This is a genomic window from Streptomyces sp. NBC_01622 (genome assembly GCF_045209635.1).
Taxonomy (GTDB): domain Bacteria; phylum Actinomycetota; class Actinomycetes; order Streptomycetales; family Streptomycetaceae; genus Streptomyces.
In genome coordinates this window covers 4,241,061-4,252,940 of sequence record NZ_CP109293.1, presented here as the reverse complement: position 1 = coordinate 4,252,940, position 11,880 = coordinate 4,241,061, and the positions used below count along the sequence as shown (strand labels likewise).

Below are 11,880 nucleotides of genomic sequence, written 5' to 3'. Positions count from 1 at the left end.
CTTGGTCGCTGACCAATGTTTGTGCGTGCAGTAAACTAGGTCGGTGACCAATAGGCAACAGAGCGACCGACTCGATCCGGCCACGGTGATTCGCGCGGGACTGGACCTCCTGGACGAGAAGGGCCTCGACGCGGTGTCCACGCGCGCGGTCGCCGACCGGCTCGGCGTACGCATCAACACCGTGCAGTGGCATGTGAAGACCAAGGCCCGGATGCTGGACCTGATGGCGGACGCCGTACTCGGCGAGATCCCGCTCACCGACCTGCCGGCCGAACCCGCCGAACGGGCCCGCGAACTGGCCCGTCGCTTCCGCCGCGGCCTGCTGTCCCACCGCGACGGCGCGGCCCTGGTGGTCGGCACCTACCCCGCCGAGCCGGGCACTCTCGCCTTCGCGGAGGCCCTGGTGGAGGCGCTGCTCGCGTGCGGCCTGGAGGACCGTGAGGCCGCGTGGACCTCGTGGGCGGTCATCTACTTCGCCCTCGGCCTCACCCAGGAGGAACAGGCCGTCGACCACCGTCCGCTGGGCGACATCCTGGCCCGCGCGATCTCCGCGACGACTCACCCCGCGCTGCACCGCGTGGCCGGACATCTCGCGCCGGGGTCCTTCGACGAGCGGTTCGAGTTCGGGGTGGCGGCGATTCTCGCGGGGCGGTGAGGAGAGCCGGAGGGCGAGGGCGGGGTGGTGGCGGGAGCCGAACGGCGCGGGGCGCTGGTCAGCGTGGTCGGCGGAGGGTCTTCAGCGCGCTCTCGGCGGCGGCCAGGACCGTGCGGGTCTGGTGTTCCACCTGGTCGCGCACCGGCACCCAGCGCACCCCGAGGGCCCGCTCGAAGTCCGTGCACCACGCGGTGCAGAGCTCGTCCAGTTCGCGGTGCAGCCTCGGCGCCGCGGGGTCTTCCGCCGCCTCCAGGAGTCGGAGCAGAAGGCCCGCCGCGCGGATGGGCTGGCGGCGGGCCACGATGTTCAGGGCCGAGACCTGGGCGGTCGTCAGGTGGCGCGGATCGTCGGGGTGGGTCGCGGCGGCGGCCTGCCGGGCGAGTGGTTTCCAGGAGTCGGCGACCATGTCGTAGAGGCCGTCGGCCATCCACTCCAGTACGCGTCTGAGCGGGTCGCCCTGGGCCGGCGGCAGGAATCCGCGTGCCTTGTCGAGTACGGCGGTCACCTGCCGTCCGCCGTCCAGCACCAGTTCGGCCAGCTCGCGCAGGGCGTGGTCGGCCGCCGGGTACGGGGTCGTGTCCGCGGCCAAGTCCGTTGCCCACATGGGGACTTCGACGATCGCGGTGACGCCGCCGTAGCGCAGGGGCGCGCACCAGGTGGACAGCCCGATGTTCTCCGATCCGGCCGCCAGTCGGCCGGTGCTGTCCGGCGGGGGCAGGACGTAGACGGCGGGGCTCGGGTTCTCCCAGTACAGGGCGTCGTACGTGCCGTACTGGAGCGGGATGCCGAGCTCGTCGGCGGAAGTGCGGAAGGGCTCGGCCAGTTCGGGCAGGTCGCGGGTCAACTGGACCCAGCTGCCGCCCACATCGGTGCTGTGCAGCGAGCACTGGAGGAACGGCCGCAGCCCGTCGATGAGTTGGAACAGCGCGCGGCTCTCCGGGAGCGGGTGCGAGACGATCGGGGCCCACTCGGGCTGCTCCGCCGCGACCGGGCGGAAGGCGGTGCGGTAGTAACTCTTCAGGGTGGAACCGGAGTTGCTGCTCAGGGCCGCGCCGTCCGGGTCCAGGCACAGCACGATGTCCCAGGTGACGAGGGCGGGGTCGGTCGCCGCCGACAGCCGGTCGCCGCGGGCGACCCGCTCCGCCAGCGCGAGCGCGGTCGCGCCGCCCACCGGCTCGTCGGGGTGCGGTCCGGCGACCACCAGGACATGGCGCGGCCCGTGCCCCACGGACAGCATCAGGATCGGCCGGCCCGCGCGGGACGCCCCGATCCGGCGCAGCCGGGCGCTCCCCGGAAACCGGGAGACCAGCAGCCGAGCGGACTCGGTGACCTCCGCGACCGTGGGGTAGCGGTCCATCGAGCGCGGCGGGTCAGTTGCCGCTCGGGCCATGGTCGCCGGTGGTCTCCTTCTTGGCCGGCGGACGGGTCTCGATCTTGTTCGTCATGTCGTGTCCTTCCGGTGGGAGCTGTCGCACGGCCACGGGATTGACGTGCTCTTGCCAGAGTTCGGGCACGGGGTGGCCGTTGTCAACGACTGCCGCCGCCAGAGGGGTTGTGGGCGGTCGCCCGGTGGCGCAATCGACGCTCGTGCTGATTGTTCGAAACATTCGGTCGAAACATTCGATGGCGGACCAGCGGTCTGTGTGAGCTGCCCATTGTCGGTGATCTCACCTGCCAATACACCAGCGAATATTTCGTACCCAACACCGAAACCATTGACAGTCGGCAGGGACGTACCAACACTGACGCCGCATGGACAACACACCCGCACGCTCGACGAAGCGCTTAAGGCTGTCAATCAGCGGTGCCTGCACCCTGCTGCTGGCCCTCCTCGCGGCGATGACCCTGCCCGGCACCGCCAGTGCCGCCACCGTGATCACCACGAACCAGACCGGCACCAACAACGGCTACTACTACTCGTTCTGGACCGACTCCCAGGGCACGGTCTCCATGACCCTCAACTCCGCGGGCAACTACAGCACCACGTGGAGCAACACCGGCAACTTCGTGGCAGGCAAGGGCTGGAGCACCGGCGCCCGCCGGAGCGTGACGTACTCGGGCACCTTCAACCCGTCCGGCAACGGCTACCTGTCGCTCTACGGATGGACGTCGAACCCGCTCGTCGAGTACTACATCGTCGACAACTGGGGCACCTACCGGCCCACGGGGACGTACAAGGGCACCGTCACCAGTGACGGCGGCACCTACGACATCTACAAGACCACCCGGTACAACGCCCCCTCGGTGGAGGGCACGAAGACCTTCGACCAGTACTGGAGCGTCCGGCAGACGAAGCGCACCGGCGGCACCATCACCACCGGCAACCACTTCGACGCCTGGGCCCGCGCGGGAATGCCGCTGGGCAGCTTCAGCTACTACATGATCCTCGCGACCGAGGGCTACCAGAGCAGCGGCAACTCCAACATCACGGTGGGCTGAACCAGTTCGGGAGGACACTTCACATGAAGTCCGCACCGCACTTCTCGTTACGATCCCGGTCGGCCACGCCGGTCGCCACGCTCGCCGTCGCCGCCCTGATCGCCGCGGGCACCCTGGCCGTTGGCGTCAACACCCCCGCGCGGGCCGCCACTTGCAGCGGCTACGTCGGTCTCACCTTCGACGACGGCCCGTCCGGCAACACCCCCGCACTCCTCAACGCGCTGAAGCAGAACGGCCTTCGGGCCACGATGTTCAACGAGGGCCAGTACGCGGCCTCTTACCCGACGCAGGTCAAGGCGGAGGTCGCCGCCGGCATGTGGGTCGGCAACCACAGCTACACCCACCCACACCTCACCCAGCAGACCCAGGCGACGATCGACTCGGAGATCTCCCGGACCCAACAGGCCATCGCGGCAGCGGGCGGCGGCACGCCCAGACTCTTCCGCCCGCCGTACGGCGAGACCAACGCGACGGTGAAGGCCGTAGAGTCCAAGTACGGTCTGACAGAGATCATTTGGGACGTCGACTCCCAGGACTGGAACGGCGCGAGCACCGATGCGATCGTCGCGGCGGCCGGCCGGCTCACCGCCGGCCAGATCGTCCTGATGCACGACTGGCCGGCCAACACGGTCACGGCGATCCCGCGCATCGCGCAGGGGTTGGCCGCCCGTGGTCTGTGCGCGGGGATGATCTCGCAGCAGACGGGGCGGGCGGTTGCCCCGGGTTAGCAGCCGCCACTGGCAATCCGGTGCCCCGCCTATGAGGTGAGCCCGGGCAGTGCGACACCCGCGTCCGACAGAAGCCGTCGTTCCTCGGCAGTGAACGTAGGCCCGCCAAGTCGAGGCCGCAGCGGCCCCAGCAGTGCCGCCGTGAGGACGCCCGGCCGGAGCAACGCCGTGCCCGGGGACTGGAGGGTCAGGACCTCTGTCATTGCCGTTGCCACGTGGTATGAGCCGGTGGCGGTGCGGGAGAGGCGGCTGACGTAGTGCTGCAGGAGTCGGTCGGCCGGGCCCGCGTTCTTGCCCGTTGTGGTCGCGTAGTGGATGTCCTGGCCCACGGCGAGGCTCCAGGCGAGTTCGACGGGCCCGGCGACGGCCCGCTGGGCCGTGCGGGACAGGCCCTTGCCGAGGCCCAGGGCAGAGAGCTTGGTGCGCAGAGCCACGGCGCCCAGGGCCGCCACCGACATGCCGTGGCCGTACACCGGGTTGAACGCGGCCACCGAGTCGCCGAGGGCGACCAGGCCCTCGGGCCAGGACTTGAGGCGTTCGTAGTAGTAGCGGCGGTTGACCGTGCTGTGAGTCATGACAACGTCGGTGAGCGGTTCCGCGTGTGCCAGGAGGTCGGCGACGAGCGGGTGGCGGAGAGTGCGCGCGTAGTTCTCGAACTCGGCCGCGTCGCGCGGGGGTTGGCCGCCCGGGGTGCCCATCAGGCTGACGTGCCAGCGGCCGTCCTCGATCGGGACGATGCCGCCCGCGCGGCCGGGTCCGCCGCTCCGGGGGTCGGCCTGGATGCTGATCAGGGGCCAGTTCCGGGTGGCGACGGGGGCGCGGTAGATGCGGCTGGCGTAGGCCATTCCGGAGTCGATGCGGGCCTCGGCCGGGGCGGGGACGCCCAGTTCGGCCAGCCAGCGCGGAGTGCGCGCCGCCTTTCCGGAGGCGTCGACGACCAGGTCCGCGGTCAGCTCGCTCTCGGTGCCGTCGGCCGCGCTCAGCCGTACCCCGGTGACCCGGCGCGAACTTCCCAGCAGGGCGGTGACCTTGGTGCGGGGGCGTACTCGGATCCGCGGGTCCTTCAGTACCTGCCTGCGGATGACGGAGTCGATGAGGTCCCGGCTCGCCGCGATCAGATAGTGGCTGTCGCGCTTCCAGCGGCGGTACCAGCCCTCGGGGGAGAACAGCACCATGTTGGTCGTCATGGGTACGCGGTTGGCGCCCGCGGCGAGCAGTTCGGTGATCGCGCCGGGCAAGAGGTCGTCCATCGCGTCCGCTCCTCCCGACAACAGGACGTGGAAATGCGCTGCTTGGGGTACGCCCGGGCGTGACTCGGGCCCGTCGGGCAGGTCGTGTGCCTCGATGATCTCGACGCTGTCGACGTGGTCCCTGACGGCGGCTGCGGCGAGCATGCCGGCGAGACTTCCTCCGACGACCACGGCGCGGGTTGACGTCCGGGACACCTGGGGAAGCCGCTGCGGCGATTCACTCATGGGGCGAAGATAACAAGCACAATTCACCTGCCACAGAAGGCAGTTGGAGCTCTGCCCGGCCCCCTCGCGTCACGCGCCGTCGAGGAGCGAGGCGAGGCCTCGGTCGAGGGACGGTCCCACGGCCTCCCGGCCGGGTTCGGCCACCCGGTAGGTGCGGCGCAGGAAGTGGTGCAGGGCGACCGTGTCGAAACGGATCATCGCGATGCCCTCCGCCGAGTGGAACTCGACTGCCGTGTGGGCGGGGCCGTACGGCCTGATGTGCACGTTGCCCATCCCGGCGGGGGTGTCGAGACCCTCCTCCAGCAGCGCCCGCGCGAAGGTCCAGGTCACCTTCTTGCCGTCGAGCGATATCCAGGCGGGGAACAGGAGTTGGACGGCGAAGGGGTCGCCGGAGGAGTAGCGGAGCGTGACCGTCACGGCCAACTCCTGGTCGTCGTCGGCGATCAGGCGGGCGCCGGTGGGCTGTTCCAGGGTGATGGGACTCATGGGCGGTCTCCGATTCGGGCGGGGCGGCGGCCGTTGTGCCGACGCACCCTCCTTGATCACGCGGAGAGGGCTTTGATTACGCCATCACCCCAAGCATTTATGTGACCTGCATCACCTTGGGTAACGGCTGCAACTTTAATTGAAAGTTTTGCCATCTAGGGTACAAACCCTTGTCCCCGCCCCACTGGCAACTGGAGCGTTGCTGCCATGAACGACGGCCCCACCGCGGCGTACGCCCGGATCTACGAGGAGCAGCAGCCGCGCCTCGTCGCCTACGCCCGCTCGCTCACCCGTAACACCTGGGTCGCCGAAGACCTCGTCGCCGAGGCGCACTTCAGGGTGTGGCGCAGGCTGTCCGCCGGGCACGAGATCGACAACGTACCGGCGTACCTCATGACCACGGTGAAGCATCTCGCGAGCGCCGCCGGAGCCGCCGTACGCGAGACGCCGCGGGATCCGCAGGCCGACGAGCGGACCGTTGCCGATTCCGCGCATCTCCACGGGGACGATCCAGCCGAGCAGGTGTCCTCGACCGACCTGCTGGTGAGGGTGCTTGAGCAGTTGCCCGAGCGCTGGGTGAAGGCGCTGTGGCTGGCCGAGGCGGAGGGGCTGCCGCTGGCGGCGATAGGCCCCCAGCTCGGCACCAAGCAGGGGGCCACGGCCGTACTGCTGCACCGTGCGCGGGAGGGCATGCGGCAGGCGTTCCTGCGCGCGCAGACCGGCGCTCCGGACGATCCCGCGTGCCAGGTGCACTGGGCCCGGATGCCCGCGTATGTGCGCGGCGGCGCCACCGAGCGGCAGTCCGAACGGCTCCTCGGCCATGTCGACGCGTGCGCCGACTGCCGGGCCCGGCTCGCCGCCCTGATGCGCGCCAACGACCGGCTGCCCGCGCTCGTGGCACCGGCGCTGCTGGTGTTCGTGCTCGGCGGCGCGGGCAAGTTCCTGCTGGCCTTCGGTGCGGGGTCCGCGGGCGCGGTCACCGCGGTGGGCGGGCACGGCGGCGGAATTCTGCACGGGATACGGCACGCGGCGGCCGGCGCCTCCAAGACACAGGTGGGGGCGGCGGTCGGCGCGGCCGTCGCGGGCGCCGTCGCGGTGATCGTCGTCCTGGGCGGCAGCGACTCCGCCGAAGTCCCGGTGGCGAAGGGCCCGGTGGCTGAAGTCCCGGTCTCCCAGGCGCCGGTGGCATCGCAGCCGGGGGCGGGGTCGGGGAAGCCCGCGAAGACGCCGGGCGGCGGTGGTTCGACCGCATCGGCACCGGACGGGTCCGCAACCGCCGTGCCTCCGGCCGTACTTGGTGACAGCGGACCCGGGACGGTCGCGATACCGGTGGGGGACAGCAGCCCAACACCTGTTCCCACGGCCCCGGTTGAGACGCCGACTCCTACGCCTACGCCTGTACCCACGCCGCCGGAGACTCCGGAGCCGACGCCCACTCCGACGCCACCGGTGGTCACGGATCCGGATCCGACGCCCACATACCCGGCTCCGAGTGATCCCGTGAAGGAGAGCCCGGAGCCCACCACTCCGGAACCCACGACCCCTTCCGTACCGTCACCGGAACCCTCCGTGGAACCTCCGACTTCCCCCGCCCCCACACCTGTTGAGACCCCGGGCGGTGGTGACCGCCCCTGTGACCGGGCGGCCGAGGTGGATCAGCCGATCGCGTAGGCGCGGTAGACCGTCTCCGTCGACGTGCCGCCCGTGGAGTCGGTCACCTGGGAGCGCAGGGCGACCGCGCCGGACGCCGGGTTGTGCACCGCAGCCTTCCAGGCGGATCCGGAGCGGGCTTATGACAACCCCCTAGTGACCCGAACTCCCCAAAGCCGACTCATAGTAGCCACGCGCCTCACCCTCCACTCCTGACCCCCCGGCAAGCCTCGGCATACGCCCTCACCAGCGGCTGTCCGCCGTTCTCGCGCCGCCACGCGAGGGCGTACTGGCTCGGCGAAACGCCGTACACCGGGCGGGTGGTGACACCGCCGAGGGTGATCAGATGCGCGTTGCCCGTGGCCACCAGGCAGATGCCCAGACCGGCGACCAGCGCCTCGTACGTCTCCTCCGTGCTCGCGATCTCCGCGCCGATACGAGGGGGTCGGCCACCGCGTTCGGCGAGGGCGAGCCAGTGGTCGCGCAGTGGACCCGCGTCGGGCGGCAGGGCGAGGAACGGCTCGTCGACGAGGTCCGCGAAGTCGACCTCGGCGCGGGCGGCCAGCGGATGGGCGTCCGGGAGGGCGACCAGGCGGGGCTCCTCGGCGACCACCGTCCAGTCGTAGCGCTCCGCGTCGGGCAGCGGCAGCCAGACGAAGGCGACGTCCGCGCCGCCGTCCGCGAGCCCCGCCGTCGGATCGTCCCAGCTCACCTGCCGCAGCCGTACGACCGCCTCCGGACGCGCGGCCGTGAACCGGGAGCGGATCGCGGGCAGCAGGCCGCCCCGGCCGGGGCTGGTACTCATGCCGACCACCAGGGTGCTGCGTTCGGCCGCCCTGACCTCCGCCAGCGCGGACGCGCCCTCCGCCCAGAGGGCCAACATCCGCTCGGCGTACGGCAGCAGGGCCGTCCCGGCGGCGGTGAGCGTCACGGCCTGCCGGTCGCGGCGGAACAGCTCGGCGCCCAACTGCCGCTCCAGCGCCCGGATCTGCTTGCTCAGCGCGGGCTGCGACACGTACAGCTTCTCGGCCGCGCGCGTGAAGTGCAGTTCCTCGGCGACCGCGACGAAGTAGCGCAGGTCCCGTACATGGACGTCTCTCGTCATAGCCATCGGTTATGAGCTTAGGTCTTGGACGCGTCGCCGGGGGCCGGAGCAGGCTGGTCCGCAGATGGAAACAGGGATCTCAAGGGGAGACGTCATGAACAAGGTGTGGCTCGTGACCGGCGCCAGCAGCGGCTTCGGGCGGGCGATCGTCGAGGCCGCGCTCGCCGCCGGTGACGTGGTGGTCGGCGCTGCCCGGCGGACCGAGGCGCTGGACGACCTGGTGGCCGCCCACCCCGACCAGTTGGAGGCGCTGCGGCTGGACGTCACCGACACGGGGGCGGCGGAGGCGGCCGTACGGGACGTGGTGGCGCGGCACGGGCGGATCGACGTCCTCGTCAACAACGCGGGCCGTACCCACGTCGGGGCCTTCGAGGAGACCACCGAGCAGGAGCTGCGGGACCTGTTCGACCTGCATGTCTTCGGGCCGGCCGCGCTCACGCGCGCGGTGCTGCCGCGCATGCGGGAGCGGCGCTCGGGGGCGATCGTGCAGATGAGCAGCATGGGCGGGCAGATGTCCTTCGCGGGCTTCTCGGCGTACAGCGGAACGAAGTTCGCGCTGGAGGGACTGTCCGAGGCGCTCGCGGACGAGGTCGCCGAGTTCGGCATCAAGGTGCTGATCGTCGAGCCGGGCGCCTTCCGGACCGCCCTCTTGGACACGAGCCGGGCCGGGGTCAGCGCCGACAGCGGTGTGTACGCCAAGGTGACCCAGACCCGCGGCTTCGTCTCCGGCGGCGGCGGCGGCGACGGCGGCCAGGCCGGCGACCCCGCGAAGGCGGCGGCCCTCATCCTCGCCGCCCTCGACGTGGAGGAGACCCCGCTGCACCTGCCGCTGGGCGACGACGCCGTCGACGCGGTCCTCGGCCACCTCGACCAGGTGCGTGGCGACATCGCGGCCTGGGAGAAGCGGACCCGCGCGACCGGGTTCGACGCCTGACGGACGGCTGGAAGCCCGGCCCGCCGGCTCCAGTCCCCGTGCCCGACGGACGGCCGGGAACCCTTGGCCCGCCCGCTCCCGTCCCCGTTGTCAGTGGTGGGTGCCACGATGGACGCACGACGGGACGCATGCGAGCGGGGGGTGACATGGAGGGGGAGTTTCCGCGCGGCGGGCGGCAGATCAGGGAGCTGTGCTCGCGAGGGACGCGGTTGTACGACGTGGCGCGCGCCCTGCGGGCCGACCACACCCGCGCCCTCGACACCGTCAGCTCCGCACTGGAGCCGCTGCGGGCCGAACTCGTCGCCCAGGAGCTGGAGTCCATCCCGGTCGGCAGGCTGAAGGACGTGACCGAGGGGCGGCTGCGGCTCGGCGCCGTGGAGGCGGCGGGGCTCACCTCGGTGCGCGCGGTGCACGAGGCGAGCCGGTACGAGGTGCGGCAGCTGCCCGGAGTGGGGCAGCAGACCGCGGACCGGGCGCTCGCCGCGGCCCGGCAGATCGCGCGGGCCGTCGGGGAGACCGTCTCCGTCCGTATCGACGTGGACGAGCCCGAACCCCGCACCACCGCCCTGGTGATCGCCCTGCAGCGGCTCGTCGAGGCGGGCCCCGAGTTGCGCCGCGCGCTGGACGCGGCCACCCGGCTCGACGAGCGGCTCGGCGCGCTGCTGCCGGTGGCCCGGCCCGCCACCAGCAGGCTGCTGATGGCGCTCGCCGGCCGCCGCCGCAGGGCCGGCGCGCTCGCCGCGGTCGCCGAACTCCATGAACTCGTCGCCGACGCGACGGCCCGGGACGTACCGCTGCTGATCGCCCAGGCCTCCACCGATCTGCTGCGCCCGCCGGTCTCCGACATCGAGGCCCTGGTCGACTTCGAGCTGCGGTCCGCCGAGTACTACAGCCAGCTCGCCGAGGTCGACGGCCGGCGGCCGGACCATGCGGCGAGCGAGGGCTTCCTGCCCTCGGAGCTGGCCGAGCGCGTGCACGCCCAGCAGCTGGACGACACCCACCGCCGGGTCTCGCTGCGCGGGTACCAGTCGTTCGGCGCCCGGTTCGCGCTCGCCCAGCGCCGGGTCGTCCTCGGGGACGAGATGGGACTCGGCAAGACCATCCAGGCCATCGCCGTCCTGGCCCATCTCGCGGCCGAGGGACACAGCCACTTCCTGGTGGTCTGCCCGGCCGGCGTGCTCATCAACTGGACCCGCGAGATCGGCGCCCGCAGCACCCTGCGCGCCCTGCCCGTGCACGGCCCGGACCGGCAGGACGCCTACGGCGAGTGGCGCGAGCGCGGCGGAGTCGCGATCACGACGTTCGACACGCTGCACACCCTGCCCGCGCCCGAGAGCGGGAAGCTGAAGCGCTGGAGGCCCAAGGGCGAGGCACCGCCCGGCCCCATCCCGGGCATGCTCGTCGTCGACGAGGCCCACTACGTGAAGAACCCGGACACCCGCCGCACCAAGTCGGTCGCCCTGTGGACCGAGCGCTGCGACCGCGTGCTCTTCCTGACCGGCACGCCGATGGAGAACCACGTGGACGAGTTCCGCACCCTCGTCCGCCATCTCCGCCCCGAACTGCTGCCGACGGTCCGCAACGGCACGGCGGCGGCCGGACCGCAGGCCTTCCGCAAGTCCGTCGCCCCCGCCTATCTGCGCCGCAACCAGGTGGACGTCCTCACCGAACTGCCCGCCCTGGTCCAGGTCGACGAGTGGGTGGAACTCGGCGCCGCCGACCGCGAGGCCTACGACCGCGCGGTCGGCGCCGGGAACTTCATGGCGATGCGCCGGGCCGCCTACGCCGACGCCGAGAAGTCGGCGAAGCTGCAGCGCCTGCGGGAACTGGTCGCCGAGGCCGCGGAGAACGGCGTGAAGGTGGTGGTCTTCTCGTACTTCCGAGATGTGCTGACCACCGTCCGGCGCGCACTGGACGGGCCCGGCATGCGGGTGACCGGGACGATCTCCGGGAGCGTCCCGGCCCTCCGCCGGCAGCAACTGGTCGACGACTTCACCCAGGCCCGCGGCCACGCCGTGCTGCTCGCCCAGATCAGCGCGGGCGGGGTCGGCCTCAACCTCCAGGCCGCCTCCCTGGTCATCCTCTGCGAACCCCAGGTGAAGCCGACGGTGGAGCACCAGGCCGTGGCCCGCGTGCACCGCATGGGCCAGATACGCACGGTCCAGGTGCACCGCATGCTCGCCACCGACAGCGTGGACGACCGGCTCCTGACCATCCTCAAGAACAAGGACCGACTCTTCGACCGGTTCGCCCGCCGCAGCGACCTCGCGGACGCCACCCCGGACGCGGTCGACATATCGGACGCCACCTTGGCCCGCCGCATAGTCGAGGAGGAGCAGCAGCGGCTGGCGGCCGAGGCCAACTGACCCTGCCCGTCAGGGCAGTCGGCTGTCACCGGTATGTGGCCG

At 71.6% G+C, this 11,880-nt stretch carries 10 protein-coding genes; 6 read left to right on the top strand and 4 right to left on the bottom strand.

Going from position 1 to position 11,880, the window contains the following annotated elements:
- The first annotated feature begins 43 nt into the window (after positions 1-43).
- Positions 44-655, top strand: a complete 612-nt coding sequence (locus OH768_RS18995; RefSeq protein WP_406455142.1) for a TetR/AcrR family transcriptional regulator C-terminal domain-containing protein — start codon at positions 44-46, stop codon at positions 653-655.
- A gap of 58 nt (positions 656-713) precedes the next feature.
- Here the strand turns inward: OH768_RS18995 and OH768_RS18990 are convergent, their stop codons facing one another.
- Positions 714-2,012 (bottom strand): M14 family zinc carboxypeptidase, encoded by a 1,299-nt coding sequence (locus tag OH768_RS18990; protein ID WP_406465334.1) that lies wholly within the window; start codon positions 2,010-2,012, stop codon positions 714-716.
- A 395-nt stretch (positions 2,013-2,407) separates the two neighbouring features.
- Here OH768_RS18990 and OH768_RS18985 point away from each other — a divergent pair, with 395 nt between their 5' ends.
- Together OH768_RS18985 and OH768_RS18980 are read left to right on the top strand one after the other, a co-directional pair.
- The gene (locus OH768_RS18985; protein WP_406455140.1) at positions 2,408-3,094 is read left to right on the top strand and encodes a glycoside hydrolase family 11 protein; all 687 of its coding nucleotides are present in this window, start codon (positions 2,408-2,410) and stop codon (positions 3,092-3,094) included.
- Between the two features lie 23 nt (positions 3,095-3,117).
- Positions 3,118-3,822, top strand: a complete 705-nt coding sequence (locus OH768_RS18980; RefSeq protein ID WP_406455138.1) for a polysaccharide deacetylase family protein — start codon at positions 3,118-3,120, stop codon at positions 3,820-3,822.
- Positions 3,823-3,851: 29 nt separating this feature from the next.
- Here the strand turns inward: OH768_RS18980 and OH768_RS18975 are convergent, their stop codons facing one another.
- Together OH768_RS18975 and OH768_RS18970 are read right to left on the bottom strand one after the other, a co-directional pair.
- A complete protein-coding gene (locus OH768_RS18975; RefSeq protein ID WP_406455136.1) occupies positions 3,852-5,297 on the bottom strand; it encodes an NAD(P)/FAD-dependent oxidoreductase in 1,446 nt (481 codons plus the stop codon).
- A gap of 69 nt (positions 5,298-5,366) precedes the next feature.
- Positions 5,367-5,783 carry an SsgA family sporulation/cell division regulator gene (locus OH768_RS18970; protein WP_406455134.1) on the bottom strand — a complete coding sequence of 139 codons (417 nt, stop codon included), beginning with the start codon at positions 5,781-5,783 and terminating at the stop codon, positions 5,367-5,369.
- 207 nt (positions 5,784-5,990) lie between these two features.
- Here OH768_RS18970 and OH768_RS18965 point away from each other — a divergent pair, with 207 nt between their 5' ends.
- Entirely contained in the window at positions 5,991-7,454 is a 1,464-nt protein-coding gene (locus OH768_RS18965; RefSeq protein ID WP_406455132.1) for a sigma-70 family RNA polymerase sigma factor, read from the top strand.
- A gap of 178 nt (positions 7,455-7,632) precedes the next feature.
- Here OH768_RS18965 and OH768_RS18960 read toward each other — a convergent pair whose 3' ends face one another.
- The gene (locus OH768_RS18960; RefSeq protein WP_406455130.1) at positions 7,633-8,544 is read right to left on the bottom strand and encodes a LysR family transcriptional regulator; all 912 of its coding nucleotides are present in this window, start codon (positions 8,542-8,544) and stop codon (positions 7,633-7,635) included.
- An 88-nt stretch (positions 8,545-8,632) separates the two neighbouring features.
- On the opposite strand from OH768_RS18960, the gene OH768_RS18955 reads away from it, so the two are divergent.
- Together OH768_RS18955 and OH768_RS18950 are read left to right on the top strand one after the other, a co-directional pair.
- On the top strand, positions 8,633-9,472 hold the full coding sequence (locus OH768_RS18955) for an oxidoreductase (RefSeq protein ID WP_406455128.1): 840 nt from the start codon (positions 8,633-8,635) through the stop codon (positions 9,470-9,472).
- Positions 9,473-9,618: 146 nt separating this feature from the next.
- On the top strand, positions 9,619-11,838 hold the full coding sequence (locus tag OH768_RS18950) for a DEAD/DEAH box helicase (RefSeq protein ID WP_406455126.1): 2,220 nt from the start codon (positions 9,619-9,621) through the stop codon (positions 11,836-11,838).
- Positions 11,839-11,880: the final 42 nt, after the last annotated feature.

Excerpts from the sequence above, each read along its gene's own strand:
- OH768_RS18990 (WP_406465334.1), bottom strand. The coding sequence starts at position 2,012 with ATGGACCGCTACCCCACGGTCGCGGAGGTCACCGAGTCCGCTCGGCTG.
- OH768_RS18985 (WP_406455140.1), top strand. The coding sequence starts at position 2,408 with ATGGACAACACACCCGCACGCTCGACGAAGCGCTTAAGGCTGTCAATC.
- OH768_RS18980 (WP_406455138.1), top strand. The coding sequence starts at position 3,118 with ATGAAGTCCGCACCGCACTTCTCGTTACGATCCCGGTCGGCCACGCCG.
- OH768_RS18975 (WP_406455136.1), bottom strand. The coding sequence starts at position 5,297 with ATGAGTGAATCGCCGCAGCGGCTTCCCCAGGTGTCCCGGACGTCAACC.
- OH768_RS18970 (WP_406455134.1), bottom strand. The coding sequence starts at position 5,783 with ATGAGTCCCATCACCCTGGAACAGCCCACCGGCGCCCGCCTGATCGCC.
- OH768_RS18965 (WP_406455132.1), top strand. The coding sequence starts at position 5,991 with ATGAACGACGGCCCCACCGCGGCGTACGCCCGGATCTACGAGGAGCAG.
- OH768_RS18960 (WP_406455130.1), bottom strand. The coding sequence starts at position 8,544 with ATGGCTATGACGAGAGACGTCCATGTACGGGACCTGCGCTACTTCGTC.
- OH768_RS18955 (WP_406455128.1), top strand. The coding sequence starts at position 8,633 with ATGAACAAGGTGTGGCTCGTGACCGGCGCCAGCAGCGGCTTCGGGCGG.
- OH768_RS18950 (WP_406455126.1), top strand. The coding sequence starts at position 9,619 with ATGGAGGGGGAGTTTCCGCGCGGCGGGCGGCAGATCAGGGAGCTGTGC.